Genomic DNA, 15,387 nt, shown 5'->3' with positions numbered 1-15,387 from the left:
GGGCCGGAATCCAGCCCCCGCGGCACAGCTCCCGAACCCCGGCCCCGCCGGGGGCTCAGCGGGTGTAGATCGCCTCGATCTCGTCGGCGAAGTCCTTCGCCACCACGTTGCGCTTCAGCTTCAGCGACGGCGTGATGTGCCCCGCCTCCTCGGTGAACTGGGAGGCCAGGACGCGGAACTTGCGGACCGACTCCGCCTTGGAGACCGCCGCGTTGCCGTCGTCCACCGCCCGCTGCACCTCGGCGAGCAGCTCCGCGTCGTCGCGCAGCGAGGCCGCGGAGCTGCTCGCGGGCTTGCCGTGCTCCTCGGCCCAGCGGCCCAGGAACTCCTCGTCCAGGGTGACGAGCGCGCCCACGAACGGCCGCCCGTCGCCGACCACCATGCACTCCGCGACCAGCGCGTGCGCGCGGATGCGGTCCTCGATGACCGCGGGGGCCACGTTCTTGCCGCCCGCGGTGACGATGATCTCCTTCTTGCGGCCGGTGATCGCGAGGTAGCCGTCCTCGTCGAGGGTGCCGATGTCACCGGTGTGGAACCAGCCGTCGGCCAGCGCCTCGGCGGTCGCCGTCTCGTTGTTCCAGTAGCCCGAGAACAGGTGCTCGCCGTGCAGCAGCACCTCGCCGTCGTCCGCGATCCGTACGACCGAACCCGGCAGCGGCTGCCCGACCGTGCCGATCTTCGGCCGGTCCCAGGGGTTGAACGCGGTCGCGGCGCAGGACTCGGTCAGGCCGTAGCCCTCCAGGACCGTGAAGCCGATGCCGCGGAAGAAGTGGCCGAGCCGCTCGCCGAGCGGCGCGCCGCCGGAGATCGCGTACTCGCCGCGCCCGCCGAGCACCGCCCGCAGCTTGCTGAAGACGAGCTTGTCGAAGACCTTGTGCTTGACCTTCAGACCCACCGAGGGCCCGGCGTCCGTGCTGAGCGCCTTGCTGTACGCGATCGCCGTGTGCGCGGCCTTGTCGAAGATCTTGCCCTTGCCGTCGGCCTGCGCCTTGGCCCGCGCCGAGTTGTAGACCTTCTCGAAGACGCGCGGCACCCCGAGGATCAACGTCGGCCGGAACGAGGCGAGTTCATCGGTCAGGTTCTTGATGTCCGGTACGCAGCCGAGCTTGATCGGCGCCATCACGGAGGCCACCTCGACCAGCCGGCCGAAGACGTGCGCGGCGGGCAGGAACAGCAGGACCGAGCACTCGCCGGTACGGAAGAGGGGCTTGAGGCGCTCCACCACGTTGCCGCACTCGGCGAAGAAGGCGCGGTGGGTCAGCACACAGCCCTTGGGGCGGCCGGTGGTGCCCGAGGTGTAGACGATGGTGGCCGGGTCGTCGGCGTGCGCCGAGGACATCCGGGCGTCCAGCAGTTCGTCGGAGACGTCCGCGCCGGTCTCGGTGAGCCGGGCGATGGCGTCGGCCTCGATCTGCCAGATGCCCTTGAGGGCGGGCAGGCCGCCCTGGACCGCGACGACCGAGGCCTGGTGGGCCTCGGACTCGACGACGGCCAGGGTCGCGCCGGAGTCGCCGAGGATCCACTGGATCTGCTCGGGCGAACTGGTCTCGTACACCGGGACGGTGACGGCGCCCGCGCTCCAGATCGCGAAGTCGAGCAGCACCCACTCGTACCGCGTCCGCGAGAGCAGGGCCACCCGGTCGCCGGCCTCGACGCCGGCGGCGATCAGGCCCTTGGCGACGGCGCGCACCTCGGCGAGGAACTGGCGGGCGGTGACATCGGCCCAGGCACCCGCGATCTTGCGGCCCATCACCGCGACATCGGGATGCTGAGCGGCATTGCGGCGGATCAGATCCGTCAGGTTGCCGTCCGAAGGGACCTCGTACAGGGCCGGAAGGCTGAACTCGCGCAAGACTGCTGCTCCTCATCGGGCGCCGGTGCCACGGCTCTGTGTGACGCACCGGCTGCGGTCCAAGATCGGGCAGGTGCCCGGGGATTCCGTGGGGGGCGGAACTCCGAGCACGACTGGACTGCCCGGACGTTACCCATGGGTAGTGGGTTCCCGATAGGGGGTTCTGGCCAGATGTTCCGTGCGTCACACATGTTTGACACTGCTTCGCGCACAGTAGTCCACACCTTTCAGGACTCGGAAGTAACCGCAGGTCCGACGGCCTAAGGTGGCCTTCATGCGAGTTCATGTGGTCAGTGACGTGCACGGGAACGCCGAGGGCCTCGCCAGGGCGGGTCATGGGGCGGACGCGCTCGTCTGCCTGGGTGACCTCGTCCTCTTCCTCGACTACGCCGACCACTCGCGCGGCATCTTCCCCGACCTCTTCGGCGTCGAGAACGCCGACGCGATCGTCGCCCTGCGCACCGCCCGGCGCTTCGACGAGGCCCGTGAGCTGGCACGTTCGCTGTGGGCCGGGCTCGACCGGGAGGCCGCGATCGAGGCGGCGGTCCGGCGCCAGTACGCCGAGATGTTCGCCGCCTTCCCCGCCCCGACGTACGCCACGTACGGCAACGTCGACATGCCGGACCTGTGGCCGCAGTACGCGGGGCCGGGCACCACCGTCCTGGACGGCCAGCGGGTGGAGATAGCCGGGCGCGTCTTCGGCTTCGTGGGCGGCGGGCTGCGGACCTCGATGCGAACGCCCTATGAAATCTCCGACGAGGAGTACGCCGCGAAGGTCGAGGCGCTCGGCGAGGTCGACGTGCTCTGCTCGCACATCCCGCCCGAGGTCCCGGAGCTGGTGTACGACACCGTCGCGCGCCGCTTCGAGCGCGGCTCGCGCGCCCTGCTCGCCGCGATCCGCAGGACCCGGCCCCGCTACTCGCTGTTCGGCCACGTCCACCAGCCGCTGGCCCGGCGGATGCGCATCGGCCGCACCGAGTGCGTCAACGTCGGCCACTTCGCGGCCACCTCCCGGCCCTTCGCCCTGGAGTGGTGATCCGGCCACTGGACCGGCGCCCGGCCCGTACGCGATAGCCTGCACGCACACCTCCCCGCGCTCCAGGCCAAGGCCGGGCGGGGGGAGATTCAGACCCACCGGACCGCGCACTGGAGGAGCCACGACGATGGCGGAACACACCAGCTCGTCTATCACCATCGAGGCGGCCCCCGCCGACGTCATGGGAGTGATCGCGGACTTCGCCCGCTATCCCGAGTGGACCGGCGAGGTGAAGGAGGCCGAGGTGCTCTCCACCGACGCCGCCGGTCACGCCGAGAAGGTGCGGCTGCTGCTCGACGCGGGCGCCATCAAGGACGACCACACCCTCGCCTACACCTGGAACGGCAACAAGGTCAGCTGGACCCTGGTCAAGTCCCAGATGCTGCGCGCCCTCGACGGCTCGTACACCCTGGCGGACGCCCCCGGCGGGGCGACCGAGGTCACCTACCAGCTCACCGTCGACGTCAAGATCCCGATGCTCGGCATGATCAAGCGCAAGGCCGAGAAGGTCATCATCGACCGCGCCCTGGCCGGACTGAAGAAGCGGGTCGAGAGCGGCCCCGAGGGCTCCGCGGCCTGATGCGTACGGTCCTCGTCACCGGTCCCGGCGGCGCGGGCCGCACCACCGTCGCGGCGGCGACCGCACTCGCCGCCGCCCGCCGGGGCACCCGGGTCACCCTGCTGACCTCGGACCGCGTACCCGGCGAACTCGGCGGCGTCACGGTCCGCCGAATCGATTCGGCCGCGCACTTCCGCACCGAACTCCTCGCCTTCCAGGACCGCGCGGGCACCGCCCTCGACCTGCTGGGCGCCTCCCGCCTGGACGCCGAGGAACTCACCGAGCTCCCCGGCGCCGAACAGCTCGCCCTGCTCAGCGCCCTGCGCGAGGCCGCGGCCGAGGGCCCCGGCCTGCTCGTCGTGGACCTCCCGCCGGCCGACCGTGCGCTCGCCGCCCTCGCCCTGCCCGAGCAGCTGCGCCGCTATCTGCGCCGGCTCCTGCCGCCCGAGCGCCAGGCCGCCCGCTCGCTGCGCCCGGTCCTCGCCCAGCTCGCCGGGGTGCCCATGCCCGCGCAGTGGCTGTACGAGACCGCCGCCCGCTGGGATCTCGAACTGGCCGCCGTCCAGGCCGTGGTGGAGGACCCCGGCACGACCGTACGGCTCGTCGTGGAACCCGGACCGGCCGCCGCGGACGCCCTGCGCACCGCCCGGCTCGGCATCGCCCTGCACGGACTCGCCCTCGACGCGGTGGTCGCCAACCGGCTGCTGCCCGCCGAGACCCCCGACCCCTGGCTCGCCGGGCTCGTCGCCCAGCAGCGCAAGCACCTGGACGAGCTGACCGGCGAGTTCACCGCCGTACACGAGGTGGCGCACCTCGGGCGCGACCCGCGCGGCGACGACGACCTGGAACGGATCGACGGCGGGTGGTGCGGGCCGGACGACCTCGACGCCGCGGCTCCGCGGTGGACCATCGAGGACCGGATCGCCGAGGACAACGTCCTGGTGTGGCGCCTCGTGCTGCCCGGCGCCGTCAAGGACGGGCTCGCCCTGGTGCGGCGCGGCGACGAACTGCTGCTCACCGTCGGCCCGTTCCGCCGCATCGTGCCGCTGCCGTCCGCGCTGCGCCGCTGCACCGTCACCGGCGCCGGGCTGAACGACGGCGTCCTGGACGTCCGGTTCGCACCCGATCCCGAGCTGTGGCCCCGAGGTCGCTGAACGGTGTACCCCCGTTCGGGTAACGTCGAAGGAAACAGACCCGTAGGAAACACCAGCCGCTGGAGTCCGCCATGAGCGAAGCCACCGAGCACCCCGCCCCCGACGCGGATGCCTGGGCCGACGCCTGCGCCGAGGACCTCGCCGCCGAGAGGGCGCGCCGCCGCGCCGAGTACGGCACCCCGACGGGATCCGCCGCCGACGAGTTGCGCAAGCTCCTCGACGCGGTCTCCGACAAGGTCGCCGGTGTCCTGGGGGTCCAGTCCTCGCTGCCCGGCATGGCTGCCCAGACCGCCGTGCAGCAGCTGATCGGTCAGGCGAAGTCCGCCGTCGAGCCCGTCATCGAGCGCAACCCCGAGGTCTTCGACCACCTCGCCGCCGCCGGCAGCGAACTGCTCGCCGCCTACCGCTCCGCCGTCGAGGGCCACGAGCGCCGCTGGACGGCCGCCGACGACCGCAAGCGGGACGAAGGCCCCGGCGCCACCGAGCACATCGACCTCGACTGAGGTCCCGACCGGCGCCGGGACCTGCACTCACCCCCGGGGTGAACGCGGGCTCGGCACGCTGAGCGCCGTCCCCGCTCGGGTACGGTTGGCCCTAGCGGGGCTCGACCGAACTGAGGGATTCATGGGACTCACCATCGGTGTCGATATCGGCGGCACGAAGATCGCGGCGGGCGTGGTCGACGAGGACGGCAACATCCTCTCCACCCACAAGGTGCCGACTCCCGGCACGCCCGATGCCATCGTGGACGCGATCGCCTCGGCCGTCGACGGCGCGCGCGCCGGACACGAGATCGTGGGCGTGGGCATCGGGGCCGCCGGTTACGTCAACCGCCAGCGGTCCACCGTCTACTTCGCGCCCAATATCGACTGGCGCCAGGAACCGCTGAAGGAGAAGGTCGAGCAGCGCGTCGGCCTCCCGGTCGTCGTCGAGAACGACGCCAACGCGGCCGCCTGGGGCGAGTACCGCTTCGGCGCCGGCAAGGGCCACCGCAACGTCATCTGCATCACCCTGGGCACCGGCCTCGGCGGCGGCATCATCATCGGCAACAAGCTGCGCCGCGGCCACTTCGGCGTGGCCGCCGAGTTCGGCCACATCCGGATGGTGCCGGACGGCCTGCTGTGCGGCTGCGGCAGCCAGGGCTGCTGGGAGCAGTACGCCTCCGGCCGCGCGCTCGTGCGCTACGCCAAGCAGCGTGCCAACGCCACCCCCGAGCGGGCCGAGGTCCTGCTCGCGCTGGGCGACGGCACCCCCGAGGGCATCGAGGGCAAGCACATCTCGGTGGCCGCGCGGCAGGGCGACCCGGTCGCGGTCGACTCCTACCGCGAACTGGCCCGCTGGGCCGGTGCGGGCCTCGCCGATCTGGCCTCGCTGTTCGACCCGTCCGCGTTCATCGTGGGCGGCGGGCTCTCGGACGAGGGCGAGCTGGTGCTCGACCCGATCCGCAAGTCCTACCGGCGCTGGCTGGTCGGCGGGAACTGGCGCCCGGTCGCCGACGTGATCGCGGCCCAGCTCGGCAACAAGGCCGGTCTGGTCGGCGCGGCCGACCTGGCGCGGCAGCCCGACCCCGTCATGTGACGCACCCGCCACCGACAGCGCCCGCCGAGTCCGGTCCCGGACCCGGCGGGCGCTGTCATACGTTGTGGGCCATGACGACACCTGCCGACGGCCTGCCCGCGTCCGCGACGGAGAACGGCTCGGCCGTGATCCGCGTTCTCAGCTACAACATCCGCTCGATGCGCGACGACAACGCGGCCCTCGCCCGGGTGATCCGCGCCTGCGCACCCGATCTCGTACTCATCCAGGAGGCGCCCCGCTTCTTCCGCTGGCGCAAGGCCGCGGCACGCCTCGCCGCGGCGAGCGACCTGGTGATGCTCAGCGGCGGCGCGACGGCCGCGGGTCCGATGCTGCTGTGCTCGCTGCGGGCCACCGTGGAGCGCACCGAGGACGTGCTGCTCCCGCTCACCCCGGGCCTGCACCGGCGCGGTTTCGCGACCGCGGTGGTACGGATCGGCGGGGCCAGGATCGGCGTCCTGAGCGCCCACCTCAGCCTCCAGGGCGCCGAGCGGTACGAGCAGACGGGGGCGCTGCTCGACCGGCTGGCCGGGATGGGGGTGGAGCACGCCGTCGCGGGCGGCGACCTCAACGAACGGCCCGGCGGACGCAGCTTCACCCGGCTCGCCGGGGTGCTCCAGGACTGCTGGCAAGTGGCGCCGTGGGGCGGGGAGTTCACCTCCACGCCCCGGGATCCGCAGCAGCGGATCGACGCGGTGTTCGCCACGCGGGGGGTCGAAGTGCTGGGCTGCGGTGTGCCGTTGGGGCTGGTTCCGCAGGACGACCTCGCAGCCGCCACGGACCATCTGCCGGTGCTGGCGGCGTTGCGAGTGCCGAGGGGGTGACTGGGGGCTTGTGCCCCCAGACCCCGCGCCTCACCTTCAGACCACCGCGCCGTGGCCCGGGTCGTCGTCGTCCTCGTCGTGCTGCATGCGGGCGAACAGCGTGCCGATGCCGCCCAGGAAGCCGCCCACGCCCAGGGTGGTGAGCCACCACGTCATGTCCCAGCCGAAGATCGCCGCGAGGAGGAGCAGCAGCGGGCCGCCCACCACGCCCAGCCACGCGAACTTCGCCGCGGTGTCGGCCTCCGGAAGGGGCGGCGGCTCCGGCGGTACGAAGTGGCCCTCGTCCGAGGCGTCCAGGTCGTCGTCGGCGGGCTCGGCCGGCTGGAAGTCGCGGGGGCCGCCCACGCCGGGCGCGAACACCACCGAGCTGCCGAGCGCCGGTCTTTCCTGGCCCTTGTCGGGCGCGGGATCCGGCTTCGGCTCCGGCGTCTCGTCGGCCTCGTCCTCGATCAGGGCGAGGTCCTCCACCGACTTGAACGGCTTGGCGCCCGGCGGGTCGGCCGGCTCCTCGCCGTACCCCGCCACGATCGCCGCCCAGGCAGCCTCTTCGTCGATCGGCTGCGGTTCGCGGTCCGCGTCGTGCTCAGCCACCGGTCGTGCTCCCCTTCTTCCCGACGCTAGGAGCGAGGCGGCCGATGAACGAGTAGCTCTCCTCGAAGATCCGCTCCGCATCGTGGTCCAACGTCGCCACGTGGTAGCTCTGTTCCAGCAGGATCTCGCAGACATCCGTGGAGGACACCCGGCTGAGGACGCGCGCCGAGTCGGCCGGCGGGACCACATGGTCCTGCGGGCTGTGCAGGACCACCAACGGCTGGGTCACCTGCGGCAGTTCACCGTCCACCAGCTGGAAGAAATTGCGCAGGGAGTGCGCCGCGTGCAGCGGCACCCGGTCGTAGCCGACCTCCTCGGAGCCCTCCTTGGCGATGTCGCTGGCGATGCCCTTCGTGGAGCGGACGAAGTGGCGGACCACCGGCAGCGCGCGGGCCGCCGCGCCGTGCACCTTGTTGCCCGGGTTGACGAGCACCAGGCCGCTGATCTCGTCGCCGTGCTTCGCGGCCAGCCGCAGCGCCAGCGCGCCGCCCATCGAGAGCCCGAAGACGAAGACCTGGGTGCAGCGCTCGCGCAGCTCGCGCAGGGCGCGGTCCACCTCCGCGTACCAGTCCTGCCAGCCGGTGAGCTGCATGTCCTGCCAGCGGGTGCCGTGTCCGGGCAGGAGCGGCAGCGAGACCGTCAGGCCGCGCTCCGCCAGGTATTCGGCCCAGGGGCGCAGCGACTGCGGGGAACCGGTGAAGCCGTGACAGAGGAGGACGCCGACCTCTCCGCCCTCGTGGCGGAACGGCTCGGCTCCAGGGAGGACCGGCACCAGGGGTCTCCTGTTCATGAGCAGGGGCGGGGTTGTGCGGGGGAGTCGTACTTCACGGTACGCGACCGGACTGACACCGACCAGAGCCGTCGCGCGGGAGGCCCGGCCCCGGCACGGGTTAAGGTCTGTTCGACAAGCACAGGAAGGCATCCGAGTTGATCTACGGCGCAATGAAGTTCTCCATCGGCGGGTCGCTGAAGCTCGCCTTCAGGCCGTGGGTGGAGGGCCTGGAGAACATTCCCGCCGAGGGTCCGGCGATCCTCGCGAGCAACCACCTCTCCTTCTCGGACTCGTTCTTCCTGCCGGCCGTCCTGGACCGCAAGGTCACCTTCATCGCCAAGGCGGAGTACTTCACCTCGCCCGGAGTGAAGGGCAAGCTGACGGCCGCGTTCTTCAAGGGCGTCGGCCAGCTCCCGGTGGACCGCTCGGGCGCCCGCGGCGCGGGCGAGGCGGCGATCAACGCCGGCATCGACGTCATCAAGGGCGGCGGCCTCTTCGGCATCTACCCGGAGGGCACGCGCTCGCCCGACGGCCGCCTCTACCGCGGCAAGCCCGGCGGCCTGGCCCGGGTGGCGCTGGCCACCGGCGCCCCCGTCATCCCCGTCGCGATGATCGACACCGAGAAGATCCAGCCGCCGGGGAAGGTCGTCCCCAAGCTGATGCGCCCCGGCATCCGGATCGGCAAGCCGCTCGACTTCAGCCGCTACCAGGGCATGGAGGGCGACCGCTTCATCCTGCGCTCGGTGACCGACGAGGTCATGTACGAGATCATGAAGCTCTCCGGCCAGGAGTACGTCGACATCTACGCGACGGCCGCCAAGCGCCAGATCGCCGACGAGGCCAAAAGGATCGCCGACGAGCACAAGGCCGCCGAGAAGGCGGAACGGGCCCGCGAGGCGGAGCAGGCCAAGCAGGCGGAACAGCCCGGCGACTAGCCGACCGTCCGTCCAGGGGTGGGGGAAGTGGCCAAGCGCGAACGGGTCGTACGGATGTCGGTGGAGCTGCCGCTGTGGCGGGCGCTGACCGGCTACCGGGTGCTCACCACGGTCTACGCGGTGGTGATCTTCGCCACCGGCTACGGAAAGTTCGAGCGGCCCTGGGTGGGCATCGGCTACCTCTCGGTGCTCACCCTCTGGAACTTCGCCACACTGCCCAGGGTGGCGAACGCGGCCGCCTGCACCAAGCGCTTCCTGGCCGTCGACCTCACCGTGGTGATCGTCGGCATCCTGCTGACACCGGTCGCCGACGTGGACGCCCAGCACTTCGACAGCCCGACGCTGCCGACGATCGCGACGGCCGGATCGGTCCTGGCCTTCGCCATCAAGGGCGGCTGGCGCTGGGCCGGATTCGCCTCCTCGCTGGTGGCCGTCGCCAACATCGTCGAGCGCGGCAGCCCCACCCGGGACACCTTCCACAACGTGATCCTGGTGTGGATCGCCTCCATCGCCGTCGGCTACATCGTCGAGGTGGCGCGCGCCAGTGAGGCGACCCTCGCGCGCGCCCTGGAGATCGAGGCGGCCACCCGCGAGCGCGAGCGCCTCGCCCGCGACATCCACGACAGCGTGCTCCAGGTGCTCGCCATGGTGCAGCGCCGGGGCACCGCTCTGGGCGGCGAGGCCGCCGAGCTCGGCCGGATGGCCGGCGAGCAGGAGGTCGCCCTGCGCACCCTGGTCTCCAGCGGCCTGGTGCCGCCCACCCGGGCCTCCGAGGACGCCGCGAACGGCGCCGTCGTCCGCGCGGTGGAGGTTGACGACGAGCCCGGCGACGGCGCCGGGACCGATCTGCGCTCGCTGCTCGCCCCGCACGCCGGGTCGAGGGTCTCCTTCGCGGAACCGGGCGCTCCGGTGCTGCTGCCGCCCTCGGCGGCCAAGGAGCTCGCGGCCGCTGTCAGTGCCGCGTTGGACAATGTGAGCAGACATGCGGGGGAGCTGGCTCAGGCCTGGATCCTGGTCGAGGACTGGGGGGACGAAGTGATCGTGACGGTACGGGACGACGGTCCCGGCATCCCGGCGGGCCGGCTCGACCAGGCCGAGGGGGAGGGGCGCATGGGCGTCGCCCTCTCGATCCGGGGCCGGCTGCGGGACCTGGGCGGCACGGCGGAGCTGATCTCCGTGCCGGGCCAGGGCACAGAAGTCGAACTGAAGGTTCCACGGGGGAAGGCGGGACGGCGCGGATGACGGAGCAGCAAGCGGTGCGGGCCGATGCGACGGTGAAGGTGATGGTGGTCGACGACCACCCGATGTGGCGCGACGCGGTGGCCCGGGACCTCGCGGCCGCCGGCTTCGACGTGGTCGCCACGGCCGGCGACGGGCCGCAGGCGGTGCGCAGGGCCCAGGCCGTGGCGCCCGACGTCCTGGTCCTCGACCTCAACCTGCCGGGCCTGCCCGGCGCCCAGGTCTGCAAGGAACTGGTCGCCGCCAACCCGGCGTTGCGGGTGCTCGTCCTGTCGGCCTCGGGCGAGCACGCGGACGTACTGGAAGCGGTGAAGTCCGGCGCGCTCGGCTACCTCCTCAAGTCGGCCAGCACCGAGGAGCTGACCGACGCGGTCCGCCGCACGGCCGTCGGTGACCCGGTGTTCACCCCGGGCCTGGCCGGCCTCGTCCTCGGCGAGTACCGCAGGCTCGCCAGGGACCCGGCGTCCGCCACCGCCGACGAGCCTAAGGCCCCGCAGCTCACCGAGCGCGAGACCGAGGTGCTGCGCCTGGTCGCCAAGGGCCTGAGCTACAAGCAGATCGCCGAGCGCCTGGTCATCTCGCACCGCACGGTGCAGAACCACGTGCAGAACACCCTGGGCAAGCTCCAGCTGCACAACAGGGTGGAGCTCGTGCGGTACGCGATAGAGCGCGGCCTCGACAGCGTGGACGACGCCTGACCGGGGCGTCCCCCGTGCGGGTGAACGACGGTCCGTCAACTCCCGCCCCCGTCCCGCGAATTGACCTTTCGCCCCATCCCGGAGTGACGTACGTCACCACTAGCGTGGACCGCGTACGTCACTCCCAGGCGAAGGGACCATTCCATGCGGGTCGGAGTACTGACCGGAGGCGGTGACTGCCCCGGGCTCAACGCCGTCATCCGGGGCATCGTCCGCAAGGGTGCGCAGGAGTACGGATACGAGTTCACCGGGTTCAAGGACGGCTGGCGCGGCCCGCTGGAGGGCGACACCGTCAAGCTGGACATCCCGGCGGTGCGCGGCATCCTGCCGCGCGGCGGCACCATTCTCGGCTCCTCGCGCACCAACCCCCTGAAGGCGGAGAACGGCGTCCGCCGCATCAAGGAGAACCTCGCCAAGTACGAGATCGACGCCGTGATCGCGATCGGCGGCGAGGACACCCTGGGTGTCGCGGCCCGCCTCAGCGACGAGTACGGCATCAAGTGCGTCGGCGTACCGAAGACGATCGACAACGACCTGTCCGCCACCGACTACACCTTCGGGTTCAACACCGCCGTCGGCATCGCGACGGAGGCCATCGACCGGCTGCACACCACGGCCGAGTCCCACATGCGGGTGCTCGTCGTGGAGGTCATGGGCCGGCACGCGGGCTGGATCGCCCTGCACTCCGGTCTGGCCGGCGGCGCCAATGTCATCCTCATCCCCGAGCAGCGCTTCGACGTCGACCAGGTCTGCGGCTGGATCACCTCCCGCTTCAAGGCCTCGTACGCCCCGATCGTCGTCATCGCCGAGGGCGCCATGCCGAAGGACGGCGAGCTGGTGCTCAAGGACGGCACGCTCGACTCCTTCGGGCACGTCCGGCTGTCCGGCGTCGGCGAATGGCTGGCCAAGGAGATCGAGAAGCGGACCGGCAAGGAGGCCAGGACCACCGTCCTCGGCCACGTTCAGCGCGGCGGCACCCCGAGCGCCTTCGACCGGTGGCTCGCCACCCGCTTCGGGCTGCACGCCATCGAGGCGGTGCGCGACGGCGACTTCGGCAAGATGGTCGCGCTGCGCGGCACCGACATCGTGCGGGTGCCGATCTCCGAGGCGACCTCGAAGCTGAAGACCGTGGACCCCGCGCTCTACGCCGAGGTGGGCGTCTTCTTCGGCTGATCCGGCCGGGCGGGTCCGGGCTGTGGGCCGTATATTCGCGATATCCGGCCCATAGCCCGTATATCTCGCTGATCGGTCGGAAAAGCCATGGACGCCAATAAGGGGAAAGTCGTGGAAATCCTGGCATTCGGCGTGCAGGCCGATGAGAAGCCGCTGATCGAGAAGGCCTTCGAGGGACACCACGACGTCCGCTGCCTGGACGTCTTCCTCACCGAGGACACGGCCCCCATCGCCGCCGGGTACGAAGTGATCTCCACCAGCGTCAACGCCAACCTCAACGCCCGGGTGCTGCGGAGCCTGGCGGCCGGCGGGACCCGGATGATCGCCCAGCGGTCCACCGGCTTCAACAACATCGACCTGGACATGGCCGAACGCCTCGGCCTGACCATCGCGCGGGTCTCCTACTACTCCCCGTACTCCGTCGCCGAATTCGCCTGGACCCTGGCGATGGCGGTGAACCGCCGGATCGTGCGGGCCTCCAACCGCACCCGCGACTTCGACTTCCGCCTCGACGGGCTGCTCGGCCGCGACATGCGGGGCCGCACGGTCGGCGTGCTCGGCACCGGAAAGATCGGCGAGGCGTTCACCCGGATCGCCCACGGCTTCGGCATGACCCTGCTCGGCTGGGACGTGGCACAGAACCCGGCCTGCCTGGAGCTCGGCATGAAGTACGTCGAGAAGGACGAGCTCTTCGCGAACGCGGACCTGATCAGCCTGCATGTGCCGCTGCTGCCATCGACGCAGCACCTCATCGGGCGCGCGGAACTCGCGGCGATGAAGGACGACGCGATCCTGGTGAACTCCAGCCGGGGTGGACTCGTCGACACGGACGCGCTGGTGGGGGAGTTGCGCAAGGGGCGCTTCGCCGGGATCGGCCTCGACGTGTACGAGGCCGAGGCGGGCCTGTTCTTCCTCGACAAGTCGCTGGAGGTCGTCGAGGACGACACCCTGGCCCGGCTCGTGACGTTCCCGAACGTCGTGGTCACCTCGCACCAGGCGTACTACACCCAGGACGCGGTGGGCCAGATCGTCGCGACGACGGTGGAGAACGTGGCGGCCTATGTGGCGGGCCGCCACACCGAGAACGTCCTGGTCCCGACTGCCCCCTGACCTCGGGGGCGCGACTCAGCGCACCGCCGCCACCCCCGCCAGCAGGTCCCGGACCAGCTCCGGGCCGCGCAGGGTCAGCACCGATTCCGGGTGGAACTGGATGCCCGCGAAGCCCGCACCCCGCAGGGCGTGCACCTCGCCCGTCGACGCGTCCCGGGCCAGCTCCACCCCCGCCGCCGCCCCCTCGCACCGCGCCACAAAGCTGTTGTAGAAGCCGACTGTCTCCTCCTGCCCGAACAGGTCGATCCGCACCTGCGCCCCCTGATACGGCACCCGCTTGCGCACGATCTCCAGGCCGAGCTCCGCCGCGATCAGCTCGTGCCCGAGGCAGACACCGAGCAGCCCGTGCCGGTGCGAGCGCAGCAGCTCCGCCGCCAGCGGACGCAGCAGCCCCATCTTCGGGTCGGCCGCGTCCGAGGGATCGCCGGGACCGGGACCGAGGATCACCGGCCCCTCGTGGCCGAGCACCCGCGAGGGCAGCTCCGGGGCGTCGTAGCGGAGCACGGACACCGACAGGCCCACCGAGCGCAGCACATGCGCCAGCATCGCCGTGAAGGTGTCCTCGCCGTCCACCACCAGCGCCGAGCCGGCCGGCTCGGCGGGCCGGTCCTGCATCCGCAGCCAGAACGGCGCGAGGTCCGCCCGCCGGGCGTCGAGGGCGGCCCGCACCCGGGGATCGTCCGCGAGCCGGGGCCGCCCGGAATCGGTGTGCGGGCGGCCGGGGCGCACCCCGAGCGCCGCCAGGACGCCGGCTGCCTTGGCATGGGTCTCGGCGACCTCGCCCGCCGGGTCCGAGTGCCGTACCAGGGTGGCCCCGACCGGCACCCTGAGCCGCCCGTCCGGGGAGATGTCCGCCGTGCGGATCAGGATGGGCGAGTCCAGCGTCTGGGTGCCGCCCGTGTCCCGGCCGAGCAGGGCGAGCGCGCCCGCGTAGTAGCCGCGCCCGCCGGGCTCGTACCGCTCGATCACCCGGCAGGCGTTCTGCACCGGCGACCCGGTGACCGTCGCCGCGAACATCGTCTCGCGCAGCACGTCCCGTACGTCGAGCGACGAGCGGCCCCTCAACTCGTACTCGGTGTGCGCGAGATGGGCCATCTCCTTGAGGCGGGGGCCGATCACGACGCCGCCCATGTCGCCGACCGTGCACATCATCTTGAGCTCCTCGTCGACCACCATCGACAGCTCGTCGGTCTCCTTGCGGTCGGCGAGGAAGGCCAGCAGGTCCTCGGGGGCCGGGCCGCCCGCCGGGTAGCGGTAGGTCCCGCTGATCGGGTTCATGACGACCGTGCCGCCGGTCATCCGCACATGGACCTCGGGGCTCGCGCCGACCAGGGTACGGGTGCCCGTGTGCACGACGAACGTCCAGTACGCGCCCCGCTCGCCGGTCAGCAGACGCCGGAACAGGGCCAGTGCGTCGGACCGGCCGAAGCCCGGGATCTCGCCGGTGAAGGTGCGCCGGATGACGAAGTTCGCGCCCTCGCCCCGGCCGATCTCGTCCTCGATCACCCGCCGGACGATCTCCGCGTACGCGTCGTCGCCGACGTCGAAGCCGCCGCCCTCGACCCGTACGTCGTGCGCGGGCAGCTCGGCGAGCACGTCCGCGAGCGGCAGTTCGTACGTCTCGTCCGCGACGAGCACCGCGAGCGGGGTCCCGTCGTCGCGGACGTCGAAGCCGCGCTCCCTGATCTGCCGGAACGGCACCAGGGCGAGCGCGGGCCGGTCGCCGACCGGGAGATCACCGAGCCGTTCGGCCTCGTGGACCTCGCCGATCAACAGCTCCACGGTGTCGTGGTCGCGGCCCGGGGTGCGCCTGCGGAGCAGCGCGAACGGCGGGCATGATTCGTCCAACAGCCTCTGGATGAGCATGAG

Annotated in this window: 15 protein-coding genes; 11 read left to right on the top strand and 4 right to left on the bottom strand. The window is 71.8% G+C overall.

Features of this window, described 5'->3' with window-relative positions; translation table 11 throughout:
- Positions 1-55 precede the first annotated feature (55 nt).
- A complete protein-coding gene (locus ACIQ8J_RS01770; protein ID WP_403263768.1) occupies positions 56-1,852 on the bottom strand; it encodes an AMP-dependent synthetase/ligase in 1,797 nt (598 codons plus the stop codon).
- Positions 1,853-2,126: 274 nt separating this feature from the next.
- Here ACIQ8J_RS01770 and ACIQ8J_RS01765 point away from each other — a divergent pair, with 274 nt between their 5' ends.
- The 6 genes from ACIQ8J_RS01765 to ACIQ8J_RS01740 all read left to right on the top strand — a co-directional run bounded on the left by ACIQ8J_RS01765 (position 2,127) and on the right by ACIQ8J_RS01740 (position 7,000).
- On the top strand, positions 2,127-2,888 hold the full coding sequence (locus tag ACIQ8J_RS01765; RefSeq protein WP_403263766.1) for a metallophosphoesterase: 762 nt from the start codon (positions 2,127-2,129) through the stop codon (positions 2,886-2,888).
- 127 nt (positions 2,889-3,015) lie between these two features.
- Complete coding sequence (locus tag ACIQ8J_RS01760; RefSeq protein ID WP_403263764.1) at positions 3,016-3,468, top strand: SRPBCC family protein; 453 nt, start codon at positions 3,016-3,018, stop codon at positions 3,466-3,468.
- A complete protein-coding gene (locus ACIQ8J_RS01755; RefSeq protein ID WP_403263762.1) occupies positions 3,468-4,601 on the top strand; it encodes an ArsA-related P-loop ATPase in 1,134 nt (377 codons plus the stop codon). Before ACIQ8J_RS01760 ends, ACIQ8J_RS01755 begins: the two co-directional genes overlap by 1 nt.
- Before the next feature lie 71 nt (positions 4,602-4,672).
- Entirely contained in the window at positions 4,673-5,104 is a 432-nt protein-coding gene (locus ACIQ8J_RS01750; RefSeq protein WP_403263760.1) for a DUF5304 domain-containing protein, read from the top strand.
- A gap of 121 nt (positions 5,105-5,225) precedes the next feature.
- The gene (locus tag ACIQ8J_RS01745; RefSeq protein ID WP_403263758.1) at positions 5,226-6,179 is read left to right on the top strand and encodes an ROK family glucokinase; all 954 of its coding nucleotides are present in this window, start codon (positions 5,226-5,228) and stop codon (positions 6,177-6,179) included.
- 71 nt (positions 6,180-6,250) lie between these two features.
- Complete coding sequence (locus tag ACIQ8J_RS01740; RefSeq protein ID WP_403263756.1) at positions 6,251-7,000, top strand: endonuclease/exonuclease/phosphatase family protein; 750 nt, start codon at positions 6,251-6,253, stop codon at positions 6,998-7,000.
- Positions 7,001-7,036: 36 nt separating this feature from the next.
- On the opposite strand, the gene ACIQ8J_RS01735 is transcribed toward ACIQ8J_RS01740, so the two are convergent.
- The gene (locus ACIQ8J_RS01735; RefSeq protein WP_403263754.1) at positions 7,037-7,672 is read right to left on the bottom strand and encodes a hypothetical protein; all 636 of its coding nucleotides are present in this window, start codon (positions 7,670-7,672) and stop codon (positions 7,037-7,039) included.
- Positions 7,584-8,363, bottom strand: a complete 780-nt coding sequence (locus ACIQ8J_RS01730; RefSeq protein WP_403263752.1) for an alpha/beta hydrolase — start codon at positions 8,361-8,363, stop codon at positions 7,584-7,586. The genes ACIQ8J_RS01735 and ACIQ8J_RS01730 overlap by 89 nt, the downstream gene beginning before the upstream one ends.
- Before the next feature lie 155 nt (positions 8,364-8,518).
- Between ACIQ8J_RS01730 and ACIQ8J_RS01725 the strand changes: the two genes are divergently transcribed.
- The 5 genes from ACIQ8J_RS01725 (at position 8,519) to ACIQ8J_RS01705 (ending at position 13,518) form a co-directional block, all read left to right on the top strand.
- Positions 8,519-9,298 carry a 1-acyl-sn-glycerol-3-phosphate acyltransferase gene (locus tag ACIQ8J_RS01725; RefSeq protein ID WP_403263750.1) on the top strand — a complete coding sequence of 260 codons (780 nt, stop codon included), beginning with the start codon at positions 8,519-8,521 and terminating at the stop codon, positions 9,296-9,298.
- A 27-nt stretch (positions 9,299-9,325) separates the two neighbouring features.
- The gene (gene macS / locus ACIQ8J_RS01720; RefSeq protein WP_403263748.1) at positions 9,326-10,540 is read left to right on the top strand and encodes a MacS family sensor histidine kinase; all 1,215 of its coding nucleotides are present in this window, start codon (positions 9,326-9,328) and stop codon (positions 10,538-10,540) included.
- Positions 10,537-11,235, top strand: coding sequence for a response regulator (locus tag ACIQ8J_RS01715; protein WP_403263747.1), 699 nt, complete (start codon positions 10,537-10,539; stop codon positions 11,233-11,235). The genes macS and ACIQ8J_RS01715 overlap by 4 nt, the downstream gene beginning before the upstream one ends.
- A 144-nt stretch (positions 11,236-11,379) precedes the next feature.
- Positions 11,380-12,408, top strand: a complete 1,029-nt coding sequence (locus ACIQ8J_RS01710; RefSeq protein ID WP_403263745.1) for a 6-phosphofructokinase — start codon at positions 11,380-11,382, stop codon at positions 12,406-12,408.
- Positions 12,409-12,519: 111 nt separating this feature from the next.
- Positions 12,520-13,518, top strand: a complete 999-nt coding sequence (locus ACIQ8J_RS01705) for a 2-hydroxyacid dehydrogenase (RefSeq protein ID WP_403263743.1) — start codon at positions 12,520-12,522, stop codon at positions 13,516-13,518.
- A 15-nt stretch (positions 13,519-13,533) separates the two neighbouring features.
- Here the strand turns inward: ACIQ8J_RS01705 and ACIQ8J_RS01700 are convergent, their stop codons facing one another.
- Complete coding sequence (locus tag ACIQ8J_RS01700; protein WP_403263741.1) at positions 13,534-15,384, bottom strand: anthranilate synthase family protein; 1,851 nt, start codon at positions 15,382-15,384, stop codon at positions 13,534-13,536.
- Positions 15,385-15,387 lie beyond the last annotated feature (3 nt).

Origin of the sequence: Streptomyces sp. NPDC094147 (assembly GCF_044764265.1) — a bacterium.
Taxonomy (GTDB): domain Bacteria; phylum Actinomycetota; class Actinomycetes; order Streptomycetales; family Streptomycetaceae; genus Streptomyces.
Note: the sequence above shows the minus strand (reverse complement) of the source record. Positions and strands in the feature narration are given on the sequence as shown.

Bases quoted from the DNA above. Each gene is read 5' to 3' on its own strand.
- ACIQ8J_RS01765 (WP_403263766.1), top strand. From the start codon at position 2,127: ATGCGAGTTCATGTGGTCAGTGACGTGCACGGGAACGCCGAGGGCCTC.
- ACIQ8J_RS01760 (WP_403263764.1), top strand. From the start codon at position 3,016: ATGGCGGAACACACCAGCTCGTCTATCACCATCGAGGCGGCCCCCGCC.
- ACIQ8J_RS01755 (WP_403263762.1), top strand. From the start codon at position 3,468: ATGCGTACGGTCCTCGTCACCGGTCCCGGCGGCGCGGGCCGCACCACC.
- ACIQ8J_RS01750 (WP_403263760.1), top strand. From the start codon at position 4,673: ATGAGCGAAGCCACCGAGCACCCCGCCCCCGACGCGGATGCCTGGGCC.
- ACIQ8J_RS01745 (WP_403263758.1), top strand. From the start codon at position 5,226: ATGGGACTCACCATCGGTGTCGATATCGGCGGCACGAAGATCGCGGCG.
- ACIQ8J_RS01740 (WP_403263756.1), top strand. From the start codon at position 6,251: ATGACGACACCTGCCGACGGCCTGCCCGCGTCCGCGACGGAGAACGGC.
- ACIQ8J_RS01735 (WP_403263754.1), bottom strand. From the start codon at position 7,672: ATGCGGAGCGGATCTTCGAGGAGAGCTACTCGTTCATCGGCCGCCTCG.
- ACIQ8J_RS01715 (WP_403263747.1), top strand. From the start codon at position 10,537: ATGACGGAGCAGCAAGCGGTGCGGGCCGATGCGACGGTGAAGGTGATG.
- ACIQ8J_RS01710 (WP_403263745.1), top strand. From the start codon at position 11,380: ATGCGGGTCGGAGTACTGACCGGAGGCGGTGACTGCCCCGGGCTCAAC.
- ACIQ8J_RS01700 (WP_403263741.1), bottom strand. From the start codon at position 15,384: ATGCTCATCCAGAGGCTGTTGGACGAATCATGCCCGCCGTTCGCGCTG.